Source organism: Actinomyces sp. SKVG-SVH-4(1), assembly GCF_048514265.1.
Classification (GTDB): domain Bacteria; phylum Actinomycetota; class Actinomycetes; order Actinomycetales; family Actinomycetaceae; genus Actinomyces; species Actinomyces oris.
In genome coordinates, this window is record NZ_JBGEVE010000002.1 from 17560 (window position 1) to 40984 (window position 23425).

At 68.9% G+C, this 23425-nt stretch carries 15 protein-coding genes; 5 read left to right on the top strand and 10 right to left on the bottom strand.

Annotation, left to right across the window (positions count from 1 at the left end; translation table 11 throughout):
• Positions 1 to 96: 96 nt before the first annotated feature.
• From glnA to lipB, 4 genes are all read right to left on the bottom strand, one after another.
• Complete coding sequence (glnA, locus tag AB7V09_RS02080; RefSeq protein ID WP_075254645.1) at positions 97 to 1521, bottom strand: type I glutamate--ammonia ligase; 1425 nt, start codon at positions 1519 to 1521, stop codon at positions 97 to 99.
• A gap of 192 nt (positions 1522 to 1713) precedes the next feature.
• Positions 1714 to 2469 (bottom strand): DUF4191 domain-containing protein, encoded by a 756-nt coding sequence (locus AB7V09_RS02085; RefSeq protein ID WP_009747267.1) that lies wholly within the window; start codon positions 2467 to 2469, stop codon positions 1714 to 1716.
• A gap of 75 nt (positions 2470 to 2544) precedes the next feature.
• Positions 2545 to 3576 carry a lipoyl synthase gene (locus tag AB7V09_RS02090; protein WP_009405909.1) on the bottom strand — a complete coding sequence of 344 codons (1032 nt, stop codon included), beginning with the start codon at positions 3574 to 3576 and terminating at the stop codon, positions 2545 to 2547.
• Positions 3577 to 3667: 91 nt separating this feature from the next.
• Entirely contained in the window at positions 3668 to 4369 is a 702-nt protein-coding gene (lipB, locus tag AB7V09_RS02095) for a lipoyl(octanoyl) transferase LipB (protein WP_314157528.1), read from the bottom strand.
• 102 nt (positions 4370 to 4471) lie between these two features.
• On the opposite strand from lipB, the gene AB7V09_RS02100 reads away from it, so the two are divergent.
• Positions 4472 to 6202, top strand: a complete 1731-nt coding sequence (locus AB7V09_RS02100; RefSeq protein ID WP_419142792.1) for a serine/threonine-protein kinase — start codon at positions 4472 to 4474, stop codon at positions 6200 to 6202.
• Between the two features lie 75 nt (positions 6203 to 6277).
• Here the strand turns inward: AB7V09_RS02100 and AB7V09_RS02105 are convergent, their stop codons facing one another.
• Positions 6278 to 8545 carry an FAD-dependent oxidoreductase gene (locus AB7V09_RS02105; protein WP_419142793.1) on the bottom strand — a complete coding sequence of 756 codons (2268 nt, stop codon included), beginning with the start codon at positions 8543 to 8545 and terminating at the stop codon, positions 6278 to 6280.
• A gap of 88 nt (positions 8546 to 8633) precedes the next feature.
• Between AB7V09_RS02105 and AB7V09_RS02110 the strand changes: the two genes are divergently transcribed.
• Positions 8634 to 9254: a TetR/AcrR family transcriptional regulator gene (locus AB7V09_RS02110; protein ID WP_314920892.1), complete on the top strand. Its 621-nt coding sequence runs from the start codon at positions 8634 to 8636 to the stop codon at positions 9252 to 9254.
• A gap of 379 nt (positions 9255 to 9633) precedes the next feature.
• Positions 9634 to 10608 carry a Clp protease N-terminal domain-containing protein gene (locus AB7V09_RS02115; RefSeq protein WP_075413779.1) on the top strand — a complete coding sequence of 325 codons (975 nt, stop codon included), beginning with the start codon at positions 9634 to 9636 and terminating at the stop codon, positions 10606 to 10608.
• Positions 10609 to 10749: 141 nt separating this feature from the next.
• Here AB7V09_RS02115 and sucB read toward each other — a convergent pair whose 3' ends face one another.
• The 3 genes from sucB to AB7V09_RS02130 all read right to left on the bottom strand — a co-directional run bounded on the left by sucB (position 10750) and on the right by AB7V09_RS02130 (position 16120).
• Complete coding sequence (sucB, locus tag AB7V09_RS02120) at positions 10750 to 12465, bottom strand: 2-oxoglutarate dehydrogenase, E2 component, dihydrolipoamide succinyltransferase (RefSeq protein ID WP_075413780.1); 1716 nt, start codon at positions 12463 to 12465, stop codon at positions 10750 to 10752.
• 30 nt (positions 12466 to 12495) lie between these two features.
• A complete protein-coding gene (gene lpdA, locus AB7V09_RS02125; RefSeq protein ID WP_009405889.1) occupies positions 12496 to 13869 on the bottom strand; it encodes a dihydrolipoyl dehydrogenase in 1374 nt (457 codons plus the stop codon).
• A 238-nt stretch (positions 13870 to 14107) separates the two neighbouring features.
• The gene (locus AB7V09_RS02130; protein WP_419142794.1) at positions 14108 to 16120 is read right to left on the bottom strand and encodes a leucyl aminopeptidase; all 2013 of its coding nucleotides are present in this window, start codon (positions 16118 to 16120) and stop codon (positions 14108 to 14110) included.
• Between the two features lie 21 nt (positions 16121 to 16141).
• Here AB7V09_RS02130 and AB7V09_RS02135 point away from each other — a divergent pair, with 21 nt between their 5' ends.
• Positions 16142 to 16696: a hypothetical protein gene (locus AB7V09_RS02135; protein WP_419142795.1), complete on the top strand. Its 555-nt coding sequence runs from the start codon at positions 16142 to 16144 to the stop codon at positions 16694 to 16696.
• 54 nt (positions 16697 to 16750) lie between these two features.
• Here AB7V09_RS02135 and AB7V09_RS02140 read toward each other — a convergent pair whose 3' ends face one another.
• Both AB7V09_RS02140 and AB7V09_RS02145 read right to left on the bottom strand, forming a co-directional pair.
• Positions 16751 to 18703 carry a chloride channel protein gene (locus tag AB7V09_RS02140; RefSeq protein ID WP_419142796.1) on the bottom strand — a complete coding sequence of 651 codons (1953 nt, stop codon included), beginning with the start codon at positions 18701 to 18703 and terminating at the stop codon, positions 16751 to 16753.
• On the bottom strand, positions 18703 to 20733 hold the full coding sequence (locus AB7V09_RS02145) for an alpha/beta hydrolase family protein (RefSeq protein WP_419142797.1): 2031 nt from the start codon (positions 20731 to 20733) through the stop codon (positions 18703 to 18705). The genes AB7V09_RS02140 and AB7V09_RS02145 overlap by 1 nt, the downstream gene beginning before the upstream one ends.
• 353 nt (positions 20734 to 21086) lie before the next feature.
• Between AB7V09_RS02145 and dxs the strand changes: the two genes are divergently transcribed.
• Positions 21087 to 23144, top strand: a complete 2058-nt coding sequence (gene dxs / locus AB7V09_RS02150) for a 1-deoxy-D-xylulose-5-phosphate synthase (protein ID WP_419142798.1) — start codon at positions 21087 to 21089, stop codon at positions 23142 to 23144.
• The last annotated feature ends 281 nt before the right edge of the window (positions 23145 to 23425 follow it).

A 23425-nucleotide genomic window follows, 5' to 3' on the forward strand; every position in this document is an offset into this window, starting at 1 on the left:
AGATATGCAAACTGGGGTGGTGGCGTACAGCACGACGGCGGCCCTGAGCCTCGTGCGTAGGAGGCTCAGGGCCGCCGTCTGAGCTGGGTCACCGGCTCACAGGTCGTAGTAGAGCTGGAACTCGTAGGGGTGGGGGCGCAGCCGCAGCGGCTCGATCTCGTTGGTGCGCTTGTACTCGATCCAGGTCTCGATGAGGTCGGGGGTGAAGACGTCTCCCTCAGTGAGGAAGTCGTGGTCGTCCTCCAGGGCCTCCAGCGCCTCGTCCAGGCTGTCGGGGAGCTTGTCGATGTCGAAGTACTCCTCGGGAGCCAGCTCGTAGAGGTCCTTGTCGATGGGCTCGCGGGGCTCGATGCGGTTGCGGATGCCGTCAATTCCGGCCATGAGGACGGCGGCGAAGCACAGGTAGGGGTTGGAGGAGGGATCCGGCACCCGGTACTCCACCCGCTTGGCCTTGGGGGAGGAGCCCGTGACCGGGATGCGGATGCAGGCCGAGCGGTTGCGGGCCGAGTAGACCAGGTTGACCGGTGCCTCGAAGCCGGGGACCAGGCGGTGGAAGGAGTTCACCGACGGGTTGGTGAAGGCCAGCAGCGCCGGGGCATGGGCCAGGATCCCACCGATGTACCAGCGGGCGAGGTCCGAGAGCTGGCCGTAGCCCCGCTCGTCGAAGAACAGTGGCTTGCCGTCCTTCCACAGCGAGTGGTGGGTGTGCATGCCCGAGCCGTTGTCGCCGAAGATCGGCTTAGGCATGAAGGTGGCTGTCTTGCCGTTGCGCCAGGCCTCATTCTTGATGATGTACTTGAACTTCATCATGTCGTCGCCCGCGGCGAGCAGAGAGCTGAAACGGTAGTTGATCTCCTGCTGTCCGGCGGTCCCGACCTCGTGATGGGCCCGTTCGATCTCCAGTCCGGAGGCGAGGCAGGTGCGGACCATGCGATCACGGATATCGGCCATCTGATCGTTGGGGGAGACGGGGAAGTAGCCGCCCTTGAAAGCGGTTTTGTATCCCTTGTTGCCGCCATCCTCCTCGCGGCCGGTGTTCCAGGCCGCCTCGCAGGAGTCGATGGCGTAGAAGGACTCGGCCGGTGAGGCCTCGTAGCGTACCGAGTCGAAGAGATAGAACTCGGCCTCGGCACCGATGTAGCAGGTGTCGGCGATTCCGGTGGAGCGCAGGTAGTCCTCGGCCTTGGCGGCGATCGAGCGGGGGTCGCGCGAGTAGACCTCGTCCGTGAAGGGGTCGACGATCGAGAAGTTGACGACCAGGGTCTTCTCCTCGCGGAACGGGTCCAGGAATGCGGTGGTCACATCGGGAACCAGCTTCATGTCCGACTCGTGGATCGCGGTGAAGCCTCGGATTGATGAGCCGTCGAACATGAGGCCGTCAGTGAGTGCCTCGTCCTTGAAGGCGGCCACAGGAATGGTGAAGTGCTGCATGACGCCGGGTAGGTCGCAGAACCGCACATCGACCAGCGCGACATTCTCCGTCTCGATGAACGTCAGTGCCTCGGATGCGTCCTTGAACATATCTCCTCCAGGTGGGAACGGCGCACATACTTCACGCGTATGCACTGTGGCTGACGGCGGTCACTATATTGACGTTACCGTGACAAAGGAATGGCGTCAGTGTTGCCTGAGTGTTTCGCCCGTTGATCGCCGGACTCTTCGAGTCGGCAGGGCCCTGTGTCATGGGAGAAGGAGGTGAGCTGGGGCGGAGATTCAGCGTCCGCGCATGGCACGGCGGTCGGGGCGGACCCTATTGGGGTCGATGTGCTTGGGGATCGGCAGGTTCTTGCCCGCCATCGACGTCAGGCGCTTGGAGACCTGAGTGATCTCGCTGTCAGTCAGTGACGTGGGCTTGGTTGGAAGCTGGCGCAGCGTCTTGGACAGGTCCGTCAGGCGTACCTGGCCGGCGTCAGTGCCCACCTGAAGGGTGTGGATGGGAACGGTCGACAGCAGCCGATGGACCTTGCGCTCCTCTTCGGCCAACATGCGTCGGGTGCGGGTGCTGGGTCCCTCCGCGATGAGAACGACACCGGGGCGTCCCACCAGCCGCCACACGAGGTCCTGATCCTTGGTGAAGGCCACGGGCTCGGGCTCCACGAACCAGCCCCGACCGATCTGGTCCAGAACGGCCTTCGCCGCTCCTGGCATTCCCTCGATCTGGGAGAAGGAAGCGCGGCGCACCGTGAACGACAGAATGACCATGTCGATCATGAGCGCCATGAGGATGCCCACCATCAGCCAGTACCACAGGGACAGTCCGTAACCGAAGGAGACAGCGGCCCCCAGTGCGAGGCCCGTGGCGAGCACCGCCAGCATCGTCCACCCGATCCACGGGTAGCTTCGCCGCGAGATCGTGTAGGAGTCCTTGATGTTCTGAAGGTACTGAGCCAGCCGGCGCTTCTTCTTCGGCTGGGGGGACTGGGCACTACTCACGGGCACACCATAGACGACGTTGGTGCGCCGGCACACATGGTCTCGCCGTCAGCGTGGCAGGCCGGTACGCACCGGGAACCCGGTCGGCTGCGTGGGACCCGTGCGGAGTCCTCAGCAGGCGGCGGCGAGGTGGGGGTGAGCCCCTAGCAGGGCCGACGCCTCCTGGCGGGCGGTGGCCGGCTCGGCGAGCTGCGAGAGGTGCTCGGGGATGGGGCGACCGCGCTTGACCATGGCCCGTCCCCACAGCATGCCGGCGCGGTAGGAGGAACGCACCATGGGGCCGCTCATGACGGCGGCGAATCCGATCTCCTCGGCCAGGCGGCTGAGATCCACGAACTCCTGAGGCTTGACCCAGCGGTCAACAGGGTGGTGCAGCTTGGAGGGGCGCAGGTACTGGGTGATGGTGAGGATGTCGCAACGCGCCTCCACCAGGGCGGACATGGCCGCCTCGATCTCGTCACGGGTCTCGCCCATGCCCAGGATGAGGTTGGACTTGGTGACCAGTCCTGCCTCCGCGGCGGCTGTGATGACGTCGAGGCTGCCCTGGTAGGAGAAGGCCGGCCGGATCCGCTTGAAGATGCGCGGGACCGTCTCCAGGTTGTGGCCGAGAACCTCGGGGCGCGAGGAGAAGACGTCCTCAAGCGCGTCGGGGTTTCCCTTGAAGTCGGGGATGAGCAGCTCGACACCGGTGCCCGGCGAGAGCTCGTGCACCTGGCGGGCGGTCTCGGCGTAGAGCCAGGCGCCACCGTCGGGACGGTCGTCGCGGGCCACCCCGGTGACGGTGGCGTAGCGCAGGTCCATCTCCTTGATCGAGACCGCCACACGCCGGGGCTCATCGACGTCGTACTCGGTGGGGCGGCCGGTGGCGATGTCGCAGAAGTCGCAGCGTCGGGTGCACATCTCGCCGCCCACCAGGAAAGTGGCCTCACGGTCATTCCAGCACTCGTAGATGTTGGGGCAGTTCGCCTCGGCACACACCGTGTGCAGGCTCTTCTCCCGCACCAGGCCGCGGACCTCCTGGTAGGTGTCGGAGACGACGGCGCGGGTGCGCAGCCAGTCGGGCTTGGACTCAATGGGGGTCTGGGCATTGCGCGCCTCAACCCGCAAGAGCTTACGTCCCTCAGGGGCCACGGTGGTGCTCACGTCTACCTCTCCTCGCTGACGACGGTTCTACGGGGAGTCTAGTACGCTCCCGAGGTTCTTAGGACCTCCGGCCTAGGAGTAAGGCCGGTTGTCACGTGGCATCCGCCACCAAGGGCAACAGGTGGCTCTCCAGGGTGGATACCAAGGCGTCCGCGGGGGCGCTGGTCTCCAGGTGCCGGCCGGTCTCCGCTGCCAGTGAGGTCACGCCGGCGTCGTCGATTCCGCAGGGAATGATGCGATCCAGGGAGAAGGCCTCCAGGTCGGGATCGACGTTCAGGCCGATCCCGTGCATGGTCACGCCGCGGGCGACCCTCACCCCCAGGGCGCAGATCTTGCGCTCGGGGCGCGCAAGCTGATCCGCCTCGCCCGCGGCTTCAGGATCGGCCGGCAGCCAGACCCCGGAGCGCCCCTCGACACGGATCGTCTCCAGTCCGTAGAGGTCGCACAGGTCAATGACGGCGGCCTCCAGGGCCCGTACGTAGCGGATGACGTCAATGGGCTGGGCCAGGCGCAGGATCGGGTACACGGTCAGCTGTCCGGGCCCGTGCCAGGTGGTCTTGCCGCCACGGTCCACGTCGACCACCGGTACGTGACCGGGCTCGACGACGTCGGCGCTGGGCCGCTCCCAGGAGTGGGCCCTCCTGCCGACGGTGTAGACCGGTTCGTGCTCCACGAGCAGAAGGGTCGAGGGGCGGCGCCCCTCCACGATCTCGCCGTGAACATCCCTCTGCCGCTGCCAACCCTCATGGAAGGGGATGAGCCGGGAACCGAGCTCCATGTCCTCACGCAGCACGGGCGCAGTCTACGTGACCACAACCGGCACCCGAACCCGAGTTATCCACAGGCCGGTCGAAAGGGCTGGTCATCACGGTGCGCCGTGATGACCATGGAGTGCATGAGCCCGACGACGTGCCCCCGCCCCGCCGACCGCCCCGGAGATGGCGCCTCCCACCGTGCGCGGTCCCGACGCCGTCCCGTACCTCGCCGGCGACTCCGGCCGCGCCGCGCGGGCGCCCCTCGCGCCGGCTCACTGCCTCCCTCGGACGCGGAGCCGAGCATCCCTGACTCGGCGCTCGGCGCCCTGTCGCAGCAGGGCTACACCATCGGTGAGGCCATTGGGCGTTCCACTGCCCCCAGCGCCCCTCGCCGTGGCCTCGATGTGCAGGGCCGCCATGTGGTCGTCCGGGTCGTCGACCTGCCCCACGGACGTGCTGGAGCCATAGTCCTGCGGCGCCTGGCCGACCTGCGCGTCCTGCGCCACCCCGGCCTGGTCACCGTGCGGGAGGTGGTCTCGCTGCCCGAGCATCGGGCGGGCGTCATCATGGACCTCGTCGACGGGGCGGGACTCGATGTGGTTCTGGGGGCGCGAGGACGGCTGAACGTCTCCTCGCTGGCCACGCTCCTGGACGTTCTGGGCTCGGCACTGGCCTACCTGCACGAGCACGGAGCGACCCACGGGGACGTGTCGAGCGGCAACGTCCTGGTGACTGCCGATGGGCACCCGGTTCTCGTCGACCTGCTGGGCTCCGTCATGGAGACGGGCACGCAGGAGTATGCCGCGCCGGAACGCCTCGCCGGTGCCCCGCCTTCCGCGGCCGGTGACGTCTACGCCCTGGCCCGTCTGCTGACCGAGTGCTCGGGACAGGGCGGTACCGCCTCCCGGCGCCTGGCGGGAATCCTGACTGATGCCCTGGCCGAGGAGCCCGCAGACCGTCCCACCGCACGGGATCTGGCGGCCCGGGCACCTCAGCTCGGGCAGGCCTCACCCATCGAGCTGCCTGACGGCGCCCGCATGGCTGCCGGCTCCCTGCGAGCAGCGGCCCGCACCCCGACCCGCACGGTCGGCTCCAGGCTCACGCCCAAAAACCGACCGAGCCGCCGGCCGAGGACGAGGAGCGAGCCACGGAACAACCATGGCAGTGCCGGCCGCACCGGGCGAGGGCCCGCGGCCATACGCTGGGGGAGAAGGGGAGGATCAGGGCGCTCGCGCACCCCCGCCTGGAAACTTACGGCAGTGGCGCTGGTGGCCATCTGCCTGGCCGCCTGGGGGCCGGCCAAGGCCCTGGTGTCGCACAGGCCCGCGTGGGCGCTCGGAGCGGCCGCCGGCCCGACAGCATCGGCGCGGCCGCTGACCTCCTCCCGCGCCGGAGCCATCCCTTCAGGTAGTCCGTCTCCCTTAGTCGCCGGGAGCTCAGTCGCAACGGCGTCGACGCAGGCTCCTGGCGGGAGCGGTGGCGTCGACGTGGCCAGCGTCGTCGTCGGACTGTCCGCGGCTCGAGACCGGGCCCTCATGGCCGGCGATGCCGTCGCTCTGGCTGCCACGACGGTACCGGGGTCGCCCGCGGCGCGGGCCGACACTCAGGTTCTCACTGAGCTGTCCGACTCCGGTGAAGGCGTCAAGGAGCTGCACACCTCCGTCAGCCAGGTCGCTGAGGTGAGGCTGCCTGACGACGCGGCGGAGCAGTGGGCCGGCGCGAGAGCGGTCCAGGTGACGCTGTCTCAAAGCGCCTCAACGCGTTCGGGGCCTGAGGGAACACGGACGGTTCCGGCCCTCGCACCCCGCCAGGTCGTGCTCATCGTCGTCCCGGAGCCGTGGCGCGTTGCGGACATTCGAGCCGTGGAGTGACCTCTGAGGGGCACCGCAGGCCAGGCGCGGTCGACGATCGGAGCGAACTCAGGGCGGATGTGGGCCGCGTGGGGCTCAATACGGCTCGGTGAGGACCGACGTGTAGCCCTCGTACTCGAGCACGTCTCGTGCATCTGCCACCATCGCCGCCGAACCGCACAGGTAGACGTCCGTGCACTCGGGATCGAGCTGGAGGTCGTGAGCGAGCGCGGTGAGGGCCTGGGTGACTCGTCCGTGGAACGCGTCCGAAGCCTCCTGGCGGCTCAGACAGCGCACGACGGTCCCAGGCAAGGGGGAGCTGATCCTGGTGGTCAGGTCCTCCTCCTGGTGACGGCACCCGAAGAGCAGAGTGTCGTGCTCCAGGCCCGCAGCCTGAGCGAACATGGCCAGCATGGGTGCGATCCCCGTGCCGGTGGCGATGAACAGGCGGCGCCTGCCCGAGTCGGCGAGCCCGAAGCCGCCCAGGGGCAGCTCCACCACTGTCTGCGCGCCCGTGTCCGCGTTCTCAATGAACTGGGAACCTCGGCCGCCTGTCCGGGTGGAGATGAGCAGACGAAGACGATCCTCCTCCAGCCCCGCGATCGAGTAGTCACGCCATGCGTCATCGCCCACGTGCAGACGGGCGAACTGCCCTGGCGCCCACGAGCCGATCCTGCCGTCCAACTGCAGCTCCGCCTCCCACACGCTGGGAGTCAGGCGCCGTTTGGAGACCAGGGTGGCGAGGTGCTTGCCCTCGGGCAGTGGGTGCACTGCTCGAGACTCAGGAGCCTCGGGCCTCTCTCGCAGGGCGGAGGCGATAGTGGGATACCCGCGGGGCCCAAGGACCTGGCACGCGGCTGCGACTCCGCCCATCATGGCTCCCATGATGCCGGTGCTCCCGGCGTCCTGGCCGGAGAGGAACAGACCGGGGACGGCCGTGCGCGGCCCCAGGGGGTGGGACCGGAACCTCAGCGGAGTGGCCGGAGGACCGTAGAAGGCCCCGGCGGGATGAGCGGTGTAGTGCTCGTAGGTCAAAGGAGTGGAGGTCTCCACGTAGTCCACGAGCTCGGTCAGCCCCGGGGCCGCGCTCTCAGCCAGCTCCAGCATGCCTTGGGCGATGCGCTCCTTGAGAGCGAAGTACTCGGGGCCGCGGTTTTCTCGGGGCTGCTCGGCCCACTGCTGGAAGGCTCGCGCGTCACAGAAGGAGATGAGCTCGGCGGTATGTGGGGACTCGCCGGACTTCAGAGAGGGGAAGGAGACGAAGACGTCGTGAGGGCGCCCCTCGAGCAACGAATCGCTGTACCGTTGTGCGCCCTCGTGATCGAGGTCCCGGTTCACCCAGATGTTTCCACCATCGATGCCGATGCGGCGCGGGTCATCACGCAAGCGTAGGAAGACGGTGACCGCGGACGTGCCCGTACCCAGGTGCTCCAGCGAGCGGCGTGCGGGCCCGGTGCGTCTCCCGATCTCACCGAATGTGGGCAACAGGCGGTTGAAGGTGTTGGAGGCGCCGATGGCGGACACAATGACCGGGGCGCGGTAGACGCGTTCGCGTACCTGGGCGCCTCTGTGGTCCATGACGCGGACCCCGACTGCCTTCCCGTTCTCGGTGAGGATCTCGGTGACCTCCTGAGCGACGCGGACCGCGCCTCCGGCCTGCTCGATACCCTTCTCGAAGGTGCGGGCGATCCGAGCGCTGCCGCCGCGGGGGAACCAGGCGCCCTCGAGGTAGTGGGAGACGATCAGCGCGTGCACGGCAAAGGCCGATCGGGACGGCGGCAGGCCGTAGTCCCCCCACTGACTGGCCAGGACGGCCTTGAGCCTGGGGGAGCGGAAGTGGGCATCCAGATACGCCTTCGTCGTCTGAGTGGCTCTTCGGCCTCCCAGGCGCTGAGCGGCCCTGAGCAGCGAGGCTGCAGGTCGGGGGACCATCCCCTGGACGAAGCCCAGCGTCAGCCACCGTGTCACCCGGCGAACATCCTGGAAGTAACGGTGAATGGCTCTGGCCTCCTGGGGGAACGCGGCAACCAGATCACGCTCGTACCGAACTGGATCGCTGCTGACGCGCAGGTCCACGCCCGGGTAGACGAACCTGTCATAGGAGTCGGGCATACGGTTCCACTCCAGCTCGCCACCGGAGAGGTAGTCGAAGTAGGCGCGGCCCTGGCTTCCGGGGCCAAGCTGACCGATGTAGTGCACCCCCACGTCCCAGGATGCGCCGTCACGCCGGAAGGTGTGAGTCAGTCCGCCCGGTTCCGTATGCCGCTCCAGGACCAGAACTCGCTTGCCGGCGGCCCGCGCCAGCAGGCCGGCAGTCGTCAGGCCTCCAATACCCGAACCGATCACGATGACGTCGTGGGACATCCCCTTACCCCTCCAATGACTAGACAGTGTCAAGTCAGCATAGCAGTCAACTGGACACTGTCTAGTAGTTCGGTTCTAGACTCCTTCCATGACCTCTGAAACGACAGGCGCCTCAGGGCGCCACGGCGGCCGGGATCTGCGCTCCGAGCTGCTGCGAACCAGCAGGGAGCTCCTCGATGAAGCCGGCCCCAGTGCCCTGAGTATGCGAGAGGTTGCACGTCGTGCCGGTTGTACGCACCAGGCGCCGTACCACTACTTCGCAAACCGCGAGGCCATCCTGGCGGCTTTGGTATGTGAGGGCTTCGATGAGCTCGCGGACAGGCTTGCTGTGGCGCACGAGGGGCTTGGGGGTGCGGATCTGCATGCGGTTTTGGTGGCCTCGGGGAACGCCTACGTCGAGTTCGCGCTACGCCATCCCGGGGTGTTCCGGGTGATGTTCCGGCCCGACGTCTGCGATCCCGAGCGCTTCCCGGAGGTGGTGCAGGCCGGTGAGCGTGCGCGTCATGAGCTGGCCCGTCTGGCGAAGGCCGTGATGGGCGATGGTGCTCAGGTCGAGGCGGAGGTCCTGATCTGGTCTGGCGTGCACGGCCTGGCCTCGCTGCTCCTCGACGGCCCCTTGGCGGGCGAGTTCAGCTCCACGGAGGATCGCATCGACTTCGCTCGCGGCGTCGTCGGCCTTGCTGGGGTGCCTGGGGTTGGTAGGGGATGAGGGAGCGGGAATCGTCATAGTGGCAGGTGTGTGACGGAAGCGGAAAGGTGTTCGGTCTCCTGGCTGAATGTCTTTGTTGAAGGTGAATAGCAACTTAGGTTGACAAAGTAGTTCTGTCAACCTATGTTGCTTACATGGATGCGCTCACCGCAGCCACCGAGGCTGCTGACACCACTCGCCCCGAAGATGGGCTACGAGCCGTGGCGGCTCTGCGACGACTGACGGACAGCCTTGAGCTTGCGCAGGTCGAGGCCGCTCTGCGCGCGGGCATGGGATGGATCGAGATCGCCTCCTGTCTTGGAGTCTCTCGTCAGGCAGTCCACAAGAAGTACGCAAAGCGAGTTCAGCCCGGATTGGCCCCGACCCGAAGGAGATGACGATGCCCGCCGTTAACCACTACCTGACCTGGCTCGAAGCCACGCACGCGGAAGCCGCGCGCCTTCGCCACCGGGAGGTCGAGCCGGAGCACATGCTCCTCGGTCTCCTCGCCCAAGGCGGGACGGCTGCGGCCGTCTTGGCGGCCCAGGGCGTGACTCTCACGCGAGCGCGTGCTGCCGTCGACGACATGGCTCATGCGGATCTTGCGCGCGTGGGCATCAGCCTTCCCGACGCCCTCAGACCTGCGCCGATCTCAGCCGAAGAGCTGACCGCGGAGGCGGGAGGAGAGATTCCCCTCTCGGACGCTGCCGCCGAGTTCTTTGACAACACGGGGGCTTCATTCAGCACCAGCGCTCAGGCTCTGCAAGCCCTCATCTCCTCATCCACCGTCTCGCTCCAGTCCCCGGTTGTCAGGCTTCTTGCTCACTGCGGTGTTGATGTCGGCTACCTGCGCACTGAGCTCAGTGAGATAGCGGCCGACGAGGAATCGGCCCGAGGACGCTACCGGATGACTGATGAGTACCGTGGGTACGGCCTGGATCGGGACCTGAGTCAGGAACGCTTCATCTCAGCGTCAGCGGCTCAGCTGGCCGCCCTACTCAGGGACCCGGACCGGCTCACGTGGTGGGGGATGCCCCGGCAGCAGTTGGTTGAGGTTCTTTCCGACGGCGCCGTGCAGAGGGTGGAGGGGCGACGTCGGACCGTCTTCCTGAGGTGGCGGCTGGAGACGGCCGTGGACACGAGGGTTACCTGGTCGTGCACCGTCGTCTCAGGGCGTCGCGACGGTGAGGTGGCCTTCGTGAAGGATCTGCACCTGATCGAGGCACCGGGTGGCACTCGTGTCGGTCTGGTCCTGGCGCATCGCACATGGGGGCGGCTGGGGGCGCTGCTCTACCCGATCGTCTGGCGCGGGACTCGTCTGGGACTGGAGAACACGCTCGCCGGTATCGCGCGGGCTGCAGCGGAGGACTCCTGAGCCGAGCCGTGAACCCGGGAACGGGCAGCGGCGGTTGTCGTATGCCCGAGTACAGGACCCGATAGCCCGGGTACAACGAACGGGGCCCCGCACCGTGATGGTGCGGGGCCCCGTTGACGGCCTAGCGGGCCGAGCGCAGGCTCACAGCCCCAGCTCGCCGCCGAAGTCGCCCTCCTCGAGGCGCTTCTTGACCGTCATGAGGTAGCGGGCCGCGTCCGCGCCGTCCACCAGTCGGTGGTCGTAGGACAGGGCCAGGTAGCACACCGAGCGGATGGCGATGACCTCGCCGCCGTCGGCATCCTTGATGACGCGCGGCTGGCGCTGGATGGCGCCCAGCCCCAGGATCGCGACCTCCGGCTGGTTGATGATCGGGGTGTCGAACAGGGCACCGCCGCTGCCGGTGTTGGTGATCGTGAAGGTCGAGCCGCTGAGCTCATCGGGGTTGACCTTGTTGTCCCGGGTACGGGCGGCCAGGTCGTTGATGCGCTTGGCCAGCCCGGGGATGTTGAGGTCCCCGGCGTTCTTGACCACCGGCACGAGCAGGCCGCGCGGCGTATCCACCGCGATGCCGACGTGCTCGACATCGTGGTAGGTGACGTTCTTGCCCTCGATGGAGGCGTTGATCTTCGGGTGGGCCTTGAGGGCCTCCGTCGCCGCCTGGACGAAGAAGGGCAGGAAAGTCAGCTTAGTGCCGTTCTTGGCCAGGAAGTCGTTCTTTGCGCGGGCCCGCAGAGCGGCCACGCGAGTCACGTCCACCTCGACGACGGTGGTCAGCTGAGCGGAGGTCTGCAGGGAGTCGATCATGCGATCGGCGATGACCTGACGCAGCCGGCTCATCTTCTCCGTGCGGCCACGCAGGGTGGTGTCCACCTCGGGCTTGGCCGAGGCCGGCTTGGCCGCGGCGGCAGGCGCCGAGGCTTCAGCAGCCGGAGCCGGGGCGGCTGCCGCCGCGCGGGCCTCCTCAGCGGCCTTGGCGGCAGCCTCCACGTCCTGCTTGCGGATGCGTCCGCCCACACCCGTACCGGTGACGGTGGACAGGTCCACACCCTTGTCCTTGGCGAGCTTGCGCACGATCGGCGTGACGTAGGAACCCGAGGCTCCAGAGCTCACCGGTGCGGCGGCCGCAGGCGCCGCGGTCGCAGCCGGGGCGGCGGGGGCCGGCGCTTCAGCGGCCGGGGCTGGGGCGGGAGCCGGGGGCTCGGGTGCGGCCTGGGGCGCGGGGGCGGCCGGTGCTGGGGCGGAGCCCGCCTGAGAGGGGTCGCCGATGATGGCCAGGACGGTGCCGACCTCGACGGTCTCGTCCTCGGGGACGCGGATCTCCAGCAGGACGCCGGATGCGGGGGAGGGGACCTCGGTGTCGACCTTGTCGGTGGCGACCTCCAGCAGGGGCTCGTCGGCCTCGACGGTGTCTCCCACGGCCTTGAGCCAGGAGGAGACCGTCCCCTCGGTGACGGACTCACCCAGAGCCGGCATCTTCACCTCAGTGCCCTCGGCCGAGCCGCCGGCCTGCGGGGCGGCGGGGGTCGGGGCCTCAGCGGCCGGGGCCGGGGCGGGAGCCGGGGGCTCGGGTGCGGCCTGGGGCGCGGGGGCGGCCGGTGCTGGGGCGGAGCCCGCCTCGGAGGGGTCGCCGATGATGGCCAGGACGGTGCCGACCTCGACGGTCTCGTCCTCGGGGACGCGGATCTCCAGCAGGACGCCGGATGCGGGGGAGGGGACCTCGGTGTCGACCTTGTCGGTGGCGACCTCCAGCAGGGGCTCGTCGGCCTCGACGGTGTCTCCCACGGCCTTGAGCCAGGAGGAGACCGTCCCCTCGGTGACGGACTCACCCAGGGCGGGCATCTTCACGGACTCTGACATTACTGTCTTCCTTACTCTCGTCTAGCTGGATCAGCCGTGGTTGTGCAGCGGCTTGCCGGCGAGGGCCATGGCGGCCTCGCCGAGGGTCTCGTTCTGGGTGGGGTGGGCGTGGACCAGGGCGGCGACGTCGTCGGCGTCGGCCTCCCAGGACACCATGAGCTGTCCCTCACCCACCTGCTCGCCCATGCGGGCGCCGATGGCGTGGAAGCCCAGGATCGGGCCGTCCTTGAGGGAGACGAGCTTGACGAAGCCCTGCGTCCCCAGGATCTGGCTCTTGGCGTTGCCGGCCACGTTGAACTCGGCGGAGGTGATGTTCTCCTTGCCGTGGATCTCGGCGGCCTTGGCCTCAGACAGCCCCACCGAGGCGATCTCGGGCTCGCAGAAGGTCACCTTGGGTACCAGGACGTCGTCGACCGGGGTCGGGTCCAGGCCCGCGATCTTCTCCGCCACGACGATGCCCTGGGCAAAGCCGCGGTGGGCGAGCTGGACGCCGGGGACGATGTCACCCACGGCCCACACGCCCGGGACGTTGGTGCGGCCGTACTCGTCGGCCAGGACGAAGCCGCGGTCCATGGCGACCCCGACCTCCTCGTAGCCGAGGTTGGCGGTCGCCGGTCCACGGCCCACGGCGATGAGGAGGACCTCGGCCTCATGGGTCTTGCCGTCCTGGGTGCGCACGGTCACCCCGCCGTCGTGGCGCTCGACCGACTCGAACATCGTGTTGGTGCGGAAGGTGATCTTGCGCTTGCGGAAGGCGCGCTCGAGCTGCTTGGCGATCGCCTCGTCCTCGTTGGGCACCAGGTGGGGCAGCCCCTCGATGATAGTGACCTGGCTGCCCATGGAGGCCCAGGCCGAGGCGAACTCCACCCCGATGACGCCGCCACCCAGAATCACTGCCGAGGCGGGGACGTGGTCCATCTCCAGGGCTTCCTCGGAGGTGATGACGCCTCCGGAGATCTCCTGCCCGATGGTCTTGGAGTAGGAGCCGGAGGCGAGGACCACGTTGCGGCCGGTGATGCGACGGCCGTCAACCTCGACGGCGTCGGCGGCCACCAGACGTCCCCACCCCTGGATCAGGTCAATGCCCCGCGAGGACACCAGGCCCTCCAGGCCCTTGTGCATCCGCGAGACGATGCTGTTCTTGTACTTCTGGACGCCAGGCATGTCCACGCCCTCGAAGGCGGCCTTGATGCCCACCGTGGCGGCCTCGCGCACGGCATCGGCGGTCTCGGCGGCGTGCAGCAGGGCCTTGGTGGGCACGCAGCCGCGGTGGAGGCAGGTGCCCCCCAGCTTGTCCGCCTCGATGAGGGCGACCTTGAGGCCCAGTTGGGCGCCACGCAGGGCGGCGGCGTAGCCCCCTGATCCCGCGCCCAGAATGACCATGTCGTAGACGGTCTCTGTCACGAACTCACTCCTTGTTGGTTGGTCACGTCGCCCCCGCGGGGCGGCTCGGCACGGGGCCATTGTTCCACCTGAAGAGGGAGTGCAGGAGCCACGGGGGTTGCTGTTTAGGGACCAGAGTCCTGAAAACGGGGTGAGACGCATCACCGTTCATGGGTGGTTTCGGCAACGAGCCGTGCCGGGGCGCTCGTGTGAGGCCCCGGCACGGCTCGTCGTCAACTCGTCTCCGCTGGGCGCGGGCTCAGGAAAGGATGCTGACCTCGGCGGACAGCGAACGGAGCAGCTCCACCAGGGTGGAGACCCCCATGCCCGTCCCGCCGGTCGGAGTCAGGCCCCAGGGAGAGGAGTCGTTGTAGGCGGGACCGGCGATGTCGAGGTGGGCCCACGGCCGGTGCCCGACGAATTCGCGCAGGAACAGCCCGGCCGAGAGCATCCCGCCGGCACGCGAGCCGACCTTGGTGTTGCGCAGGTCGGCGAAGGGCGAGTCCAGGGTGGCACGCAGGTGCGCCGGCAGCGGCATCGGCCAGAAGGACTCTCCGGCCCGCTGCGCCGCGGCGACGACCTCCTCGCGAAGGTCCGGCGTCCCCATGACGGCGGCCACGTGGTCGCCCAGGGCCACGATTTGCGCCCCGGTGAGGGTGGCCACGTCCAGGACGGCATCGGGCTCCTCCGTGACGGCCCGTGCCAGGGCGTCGGCCATGACCAGGCGCCCCTCGGCGTCGGTGTTGGTCACCTCCACAGTGGTGCCGTCGAACATCGTGATGACGTCGCTGGGGCGCTGGGCGTCGGCGCCGGGCATGTTCTCGGCCAGCGCCAGCCACGCGGTGACGCGGATCGGAAGTGCCAGGCGCGCGGCCGTGACGATGGCGCCCAGCACGGTGGCGGCCCCCGCCATGTCGGACTTCATCTCCGGCATCGAGGAGGCCGGCTTGAGGGACAGGCCGCCGGAGTCGAAGGTGATGCCCTTGCCGATGAGGGCGACGTGCTTGGGGCGACCGGCTGCTCCGTCACCCTCGACCTGTGAGCCCTCCTGCCCGCCGGAGGCCTTGGCTGCGTGCTCCGGCGACCACTCCAGACGGACCAGGCGCGCCGGGTGCACCGAGCCCTGAGCCACGCCGAGGATCCCCCCGAAGCCCTGCTCGACCAGTGCCGGGGCGTCCCAGATCTCAACGCGGATGCCGGCCTCCTGCCCGGCTGTGCGGGCCCTCTCGGCGAAGACCTCCGGAGTCAGCCGGTTCGGCGGCTCGTTGACCAGATCCCGGGTCAGTGCCGTGGCCTGGGCCAGCGCCAGGGCTCCCGCCAGCGCCTCCTGCCCCTTGGGGGTGTCGGCCAGGGGGGAGATGATCGAGATGGTCGTGAGCGGGGAGGTGTTCTTCGAGGCCGTCTCCTGTCCGGGGCGGTCCTCGTTCTTCGTCGCGCTCCAGGAGTAGGCGCCTAGGGCGGCTCCGTGCGCGACGGCGGCGAGCTGCTCCTCGCAGAGCGTGGGCAGTGCCAGGACCGCGGAGTCGGTCCCGGCCAGTGCTCGGGTGGCGCGTCCGGCCGCCCGGCGCAGGAGACCGGTCTGGTCGTAGCCCAGTGCGGCCTCGTCGTCAGTGGTGACGGCGAGCGGATCGGTGTCGGCCCAGCCCGTTCCGACGCCGACCACGAGGATCGTCGCCGGTCCCCGGTAGCCCTGGGCAGTCACCGCGGAGGAGGGCAGACGCACCACCGAGTCCTGGGCGCCCGAGAAGCCCAGGGCGGGCAGCAGGGTCACCAGGGCGTTGACGTCCAGGTCCTCCAGGGCGGTGCTCGACGGCGGCTCGAGGCCCTCCAGGAGAATCTCGGGGGCCTCGGCCCCGTCCCGGCCCGGCGCTGCGGCCAGGACGAGCACGTCGGCCTCGGTGCCGGAGGCGTCATCAGGGGCGACGTCGGATCCCGCCTCGGAGCCGCTGCCCTTGACGCTGGCACCGTCGGCGTTACCCTCCTGGTCCTCGGAGGCATCCTCGTCGCCGTCGGAGCCCTGCTTCAGGTCCCGCTCGGCGGCTTCGGCATCTGTCGAGCCGGCCCCGTCGCCGGCTGCGGGAGCCTCGGAGTTCTCGGCCTCCTCGACCGTGTCGACCTCGGCCTGACTGCTGAGGTCGGTATCCTTGCGGTCATCGTCCGCCGAGGCGCGTGCGTTCAGGGATTTGGTCAACTTAATGGTGCTCACGTTGTGAATAGTAACGTTCTGGCATTGGTTGGAGGTTGAACCGGTGCTGCGCGTGCCGAAGGTCATCACACGGAAAGGTCGTTCCTCATGGACGAGCGCTCATCGGTACGCCCGGTTCAGGACACCCGCCGTCCCGCATACGGGTGGGGGCGGATCCTGGTCGGCGTCTTCGCCGTCTTCGGGGCGATCCTCCTCGTCCCCTCCCTGACGACGCTGTTGAGAAGCCCCGATGAGGAGCCCGCGGTGTGGTCGCTCAACCTCCTGGGGGGCGTCCTATACCTCCTGCTGGCCGTCTGTGTGGCCCACAACGGGCGCCGGATGCGCAATATCGGCTGGATGTGCCTGGGGGCGCTGGCCACCATGGCGGTGCTCATCGGTGTTCTCACCCTGCCCACCCCTTCGCCCGCCGACCTCAGCGTCTCGGTGTGGGCGCACTGGGGCCGGTCCCGGTGGTACCTGCCCGCGATCCTCCCGGTGATCGCCGCTGCGTGGATGTGGATGTCCGACCCCCGGCGCATCGTGGCCAACGCCGAGCGCATCACCGAGCTGTCCGACACCCTCACCGAGAGCATCAGCGAGAAGGCCCGGGCGGTCCAGGAGGGCCGGACTCACAAGACTTCCCGCGGTGGTCGTGACCGGTGAGGCGCTGCGGCGAGTCCTGAACGGGGCCGCAGCGCGTTGAGCCCCGGCGGACTCTCATCGGCGCCGGGAACGGCGTGAGCTGCGCGAGCTGACTCGGCTGATACGGCTGATCCTTCCGATTCTGCGCCGAGGAACGGGGCGGGAGTGCCACTTGTCCTGAAGCCGTGAGCCCCAGGAGGTGTAGGTGGCGGCGGCTGTGCGGGCCTGCGCCTGGGCCTCGTAGACCCGCTCGACGACGATCCTCTGGGACACCCAGCCCACCAGCTCCTCCGCACCGGAGCCGGCGGTGCGGGTGACCACCGGAAGGCCCTCCAGGCGGGTATCGGTCAGGGCCTGAAGCACGTCGGTCGCCTCGTCCTGGCCGTCCAGACGGTCACGGACCAGTGACAGGTCCGCCACCGTCGCCGGCCGGGCGGAGACGTCGTCGGAGTCCTCGCTCAGGAGCGCCCCGGCGAGCTGTGCGGCCGTCACGCAACCGAGCAGCTCGCCGCCGGTGCCGTCCTGTCCGGTGGCGACCACGGGCAGGGCCGAGAGGCCACGCCGGCTCATCACGGAGGCTGCCTGGCTGAGTGACGCCGTGGCCTGGAGCACCCCGGGAGGATCCACCATGAGTCGGGAGGCGCGGGTGCGTCCCAGGAGTGTGGTGGCCATCGGGTCCTCGACATCCTCTCCGCGACGACGCAGCTCCTCGGTGAACAGTGTGCCGCGTGACAGGAACCGGCTGATGAAGGTGGCCAGCACCGTGGCCAGCATGAGGGGCACCAGGAGCGCGTGCTGCCCGGTCATCTCAATGATGAGCAGGACCGCCGTCATCGGGGCGCGAGCCGTACCGGCGAAGACCGCCCCCATGCCGATCACCCCGAAGACCCCGGCGGCCGGCGCGTAGCTGGGAGCCACGAGGGTGCCGAAGGCGGCGCCGAGCGTCCCACCGATGAACAGGGACGGGGCGAACACTCCGCCGACGAAGCCCATTCCCAGGGTCAAGGAGGTCGCCAGCATCTTGGCGACGCACAGCACCAGCAGTAGCGTCAGGGCGTAGCGTCCTGCCAGCGCCCGGTTGAGAGCGGCTGATGACTCGCCGTACATCTCGGGCAGAACCAGGAGAGTCGCACCGACCGCCAGCCCGCCAATGCCCGGACGCGCCCAGATCGGAACGCCCAAGCGCTGCCAGGCTCGGGTCAGGGCATCGAGGATGATGAAGCGAAGACGCATGAAGCCGATACCGACGACCCCGCCCACGGCTCCCAGCAGCGCGACCCAGCCCAGCTGGGCGTCACCGGACAGGTCCAGGTAGGGGAGCGACAGAGACAGTGTCGTTCCCAGCAGGTGGTGCGACAGGACCGTCGAGGAGACACAGGCCAGGACAATGACGATGAAGGCGTCGGCGCTGAAGCCCATGAGGATGACCTCCAGGGCGAAGAAGGCCCCAGCCAGTGGCGCGTTGAAGGCGGAGGCGATGCCGGCGGCCGTTCCGGCGGCGGCCAGGTGGCGGATCGAGGACCGGCGCAGCCGCAGCCCCCGTCCGATGATGCTCGCCGTCGACGCGCCCAGCTCGGCGATCGGCCCCTCCGGACCGACTGAGCCCCCGCCACCAATCGTCAGCGCGGCCGACGTCGTCGCGGCCAAGGCCGGCAGGGGCGCCATGGTGCCGTCGCCGTGACGAGTCGACCAGATGACGCCGGCCACCCCGTGGCCCGTGGGGGTACGGCCCAGTCGGGACATCAACGGTCCTGTCAGCAGGCCGGAGAGCACCGGGGTGACTAGGACGAACCAGGTTCCCAGAGGCGCCAGGAGCCCGACCGAAGGCCCCATCGACACGGTGTAGTCGTCGGCTCCGCTCAGCAGCTGGGACCAGGCGTCGATTCCCAGCCGGAACAGCACCGCACCCAGGCCCGAGGCGAGCCCTACCAGCACCGCCAGGATGTAGAGGCCGAAGCGATGATGGCGGAAGAGGCTGCCTGCGCGCTGCGACAGGGGGGCGGACAGCCTCTTCCAGACGCGATCCATCAGTGCAGGTTCTCCACCTTGACCGTGAAGGTCTCCTCCTCACCCTGCCCCTCGGCATGGGAGGAGGCTGTGCAGATCCTCCACACCTGCCGGTAGAAGCTCAGCTCGGCCTCGTAACGCCGCCGGATGTTCGTCGCCAGACGGAAGCCGTGGCCCTCACCCTGGAAGACCTCCAGGGCCACCGGGGCGCCGGCCTCCTTGAGGGCCTCATACATGGCGGTGGCCTGCTCCGCCGGGACGATCGGATCCTCCGAGCCCTGGATGAGCAGCAGCGGGACGTTGATGTCCTCGATGTGGTTGATGGGGCTGCGCTCATCGAGCACCGGGTCGTCGATGTCCTGGGTTCCCATGAGCTGGCCGATGTAGTGCGACTCGAACTTGTGGGTGGTGCGCACCAGCCTCTTGAGGTCGGTCACCCCGAAGCAGGAGCTGGCCGCCGTGAACACGGAGGAGCGGGTGATGGCCGACAGTACCGTGAAGCCCCCGGCCGAACCTCCGCGGATCGCGATACGGCGCGGGTCGACGAGCCCGGCGTCGACCAGGTGCTGGGCCCCGTTGACGCAGTCGTCGACGTCGTAGATGCCCCACTTGCCCTCCAGGGCCTTGCGGTAGCCGGTTCCGTAGCCCATGGAGCCGCGGTAGTTGACGTCCAGGTAGCCGAAGCCCCGGCTGGTCCAGTACTGGATGCGCAGGTCGTAGCCGGGGACCGCCGTGGCCGTCGGGCCGCCGTGGACGTTGACGATCAGCGGCGCCAGCTCGCCGTCGGGGCCAGTGTGAGAGGCCGAGGTCGGCGGGTAGTAGAAGCCGTGGGCGGTGTCGCCGTCGCTGGTGGGCCAGGAGACCGGCTCGGGGAAGGACACCCCGGTGCCCTCAGGCACGAACTCGCCCGAGCCTCGCAGCACCTTCACCGTGCCGTTCTTGACCTCCACGATGCTGGGCATCGACATCTCGTTGGAGGCCAGCATGACGACGCGCCCGGCGTTGGAGGCGACGTTGCCGATCGGCTGCCACCCCACGTTCCACTCCTCGAGCTCCCCGTTGGCGAGCTTGATGGTCCCCAGGTGGGAGACCGCATCGCGGGCCCAGGAGGTGATGATGTGCTCGGAGTCGAGCACGTCGAAGGAGTGCGGCCCCAGCTGCCAGGAGGCCGGGTTGGTGAAGGTGGCCTCGGCCGGGTGCAGGGGGCGGGTGCGCAGCTTCTCCGACCAGCCGGTGCGGTTGGTGCCGCGTACCGGGAAGCCCTCAGTGCGGTAGAGGTTCCAGAAGCCCGAGGCGTTGGAGCCGTGCACGAGCTCGCACTCCTCGGTCCAGCGGGGCTCGGAGACCGAGTGCCCGTTGCCGCCGTCCACCAGCGTCTGCTCGCCAAGAGTCCCGTCCGGGCCGAGATCCCCCACGTGCAGGCTGGCGTTGTCCCACGGCATCCCCGGGTGGTCCCAGGTGATCCAGGCCAGGTGCTCGCCGTCGGGGGACAGCGTCGGGGCGACCACGAAGTCCGTGCCCGACACCAGTGTCCGCACGCGGGAGTCATCTCGGGCGGCCGAGCCGTCCAGGGGAATGGCGACCAAGGTGTTCACGGCCTCGCCGCCGCCTCGGTGGTCCTCGCGGACGGCGTAGACCAGGCCCCGGCCCGTGTCGATCTCCAGGTCGCCGTGTCGCACGTCCCCGTAGATCGTGAGTGGGACCAGGCCGCGCATGCGGTGAGCCACGTCGTACCGGTAGAGGCGCCCGTCCCCGGCGTGCGAGACCACGATGATCCCGCTGTCGACGGCGTAGGCCCGCCCTCCGTACTCGTGCACCCGGGTGCGCACATCGACCAGCTCGTCGGCGGGTGTCAGCGGAAGCACCTCACCGATCTGGCCGTCGCCGTTGCGGCGGAGCAGTACGTTGCGGCCTGCCTGTGAGGCGCGCTGCTCCACCCAGTAGGTGTCTGCGCCGTCCACACGGACCTGGGAGAGCAGGACCGTCCGGGTCGTGATGGTGCCCGGGGTGATGGGCGAGGGCCAGGTGCCGAAAGGGGCTGTGGTGCTCATGGTTCCTCCTGGAGGGCAGTCCTGAGGGGCGGTCGGGCGATCAGGAACGACGCCGTCGACCGGTGGGCGCGGACGGTTCGACGTCCAAGGCATACAGTACGTGCTCAGCCGTGACCCGCGTGACAGGTGGCCGCACAGTGGTCGTGGCGGCTCTATGCTGAGCACCCTCGGTCGACTCAGGAGCGTCGCTCCGGGAAGCCTGGCGGTCCCCGGGCCCGGGAAGGAGACTCCTGGGAAGACCCCTTCGCCTCGTCAACGGCTACCCTGTCCCGAGTGCCGCTTCAGCGACCCGCCGCGGCTCGCTCGTGAGCGACACGAACAACTCGTCACCACCTTCGACAAGGAGGCGCACCGTGCCAGCAGCTGCTGAGCGCCCGGCAGGGCCCGCCGGACAGACCGGCAAGGCGCTCCTGCCGTGCGTGCGCAAGCCCGCCGACCTCGATCGGCTCACCAGCGAGCAGCTGGTGACGCTCGCCTCGGAGATCCGCCAGCATCTTGTCGCCTCAGTGGCGCGCACCGGCGGCCACCTCGGCCCCAACCTCGGGGTCGTCGAGCTGACGATCGCGCTGCACCGCACCTTCCGCTCCCCGCGGGACACCATCGTGTTCGACACCGGCCACCAGGCCTACGTCCACAAGCTGCTCACCGGTCGTCAGGACTTCACTCATCTGCGCGAGCGCGGCGGCCTGTCCGGATACCCCTCACGGGCCGAGTCCGTCCACGACGTCGTGGAGAACTCCCACGCCTCCACCTCCCTGTCCTGGGCCGATGGCATCGCCCGGGCCAACCACCTGCAGGGCCACGACGAGCGCCACGTCGTCGCCGTCATCGGGGACGGCGCCATGACCGGGGGAATGGCCTGGGAGGCCCTGGACAACATCGCCGACTCCTCGGACCGCCACCTGGTCATCGTCGTCAACGACAACGGCCGCTCCTACGCCCCCACCATCGGGGGACTGGCCCACCACCTCGACGCACTGCGCACCAATCCCGGCTACGAGCGTGTCCTGTCCGGGGTCAAGCGGACGCTCCTGTCGCAGGGCGCCCCCGGCCGGGCCGCCTTCGATGCCCTGCACGGACTCAAACGGGGGCTCAAGGACGTCCTGGTTCCCTCGGCCTTCTTCGAGGACCTGGGGATCAAGTACACCGGACCGGTTGACGGCCACGACATCACGGCCGTCGAGTTCGCCCTCACTCGCGCCCGCGAGTATGCCGAGCCGGTTATCGTCCACGTCATCACCGAGAAGGGGCGGGGCTACACCCCGGCCGAGGAGCACGTCCCCGACCGCTTCCACGCGGTGGGCCAGATTCATCCCGAGACCGGCTTGCCGGTGGTGGCTGAGCGCTTCGGCTGGACCGCCGTCTTCGCCGAGGAGATCGTCTCCCTGGCCCGCGGAGATGAACGGATCGTCGGGGTTACCGCCGCCATGCAGGCCCCGGTGGGCCTCCAGCCCCTGGCCGATGAGATGCCGACGCGGGTCATCGACGTCGGCATCGCCGAGCAGCACGCGCTGACCTTCTCCGCCGGCCTCGCCTTCGCCGGCATGCACCCGGTGGTCGCCCTCTATGCGACCTTCCTCAACCGCGCCTTCGACCAGGTGCTCATGGATGTCGCCCTGCACCGGGCGGGAGTGACGATCGTCCTGGACCGGGCCGGAATCACGGGAACTGACGGGGCTAGCCACAACGGCATGTGGGACATGGCGCTGCTGGCGCACGTTCCTGGTCTGCGCCTGGCGGCCCCCCGCGACGAGGTGACGCTGCGCGAGAGCCTGCGCACAGCCGTGAGCACTGACGATGCCCCCACCGTCGTGCGCTACCCCAAGGGCGCGCTGCCCGAGCCCCTCACCGCGTTGCGACGCCTCGGTCCGGAGTCGGAGGAACCGGGACGCGGCGGGGATCCGGTGCACCAGGACACGCCTTCCGTGAGTGCCTTCGACGTCGTCGATGTCCTACTCGAGAGCCGCCGGCCGGCCGGTGGTGCGCGAATCCTTCTGGTGGGGGTGGGTGCCATGGCCACCCAGGCCTACGAGGCCGGCAGGCTCCTTGAGCAGGAGGGGTACGCCGTCACCGTGGTGCACCCGCACTGGGTGATTCCTGCCCCGGCTCCTCTCGTGACGGCCGCAGCCGACGTCGATGTCGTCGTCGTGGTCGAGGACGGTCTGGTCGACGGCGGTATTGGCTCCCAGCTGCGTGACGCGGTCGAGGAGTACCAGGCCGCCCACGGCGCTACCGGTGGCTCGCCGGTCTTCCGCCGCATCGGCGTTCCGCGCCAGTTCGTCGACACGGCCACCCGTGCTCAGCTGATGGAGGACTTCGGCATGCGAGCGGCTGATATCGCCCAGGCGGCCCGCAGGGCGGCCGACGGCGTCGCAGGGCCCCGCGCCGACCAGGACCTTAGGGCCGAGTAGGGCACGAGTAGGGCAATGGAGGCTGCGCCTCGGCTCCGGTTCCCCGCACGGTAACGGTAATCCGCTGGGACACCTGTCCTAATCGTTCCGATAGGTTGATGTGCTGGGAACGCGGCCCCATTCGTCCTCGTTGTCGAAGGCTGGAGGGAGTTGGTGGCTGGTGGCGGAGATTCTCCTGAGGGGTCGATATGGGGACCTATGTCCCGGATTGCGACGACGGCGATCGACCTGTGAGTCATCTAACCGGCCCTTCTTGGGACCAGCGACCCACAAGCCATCCT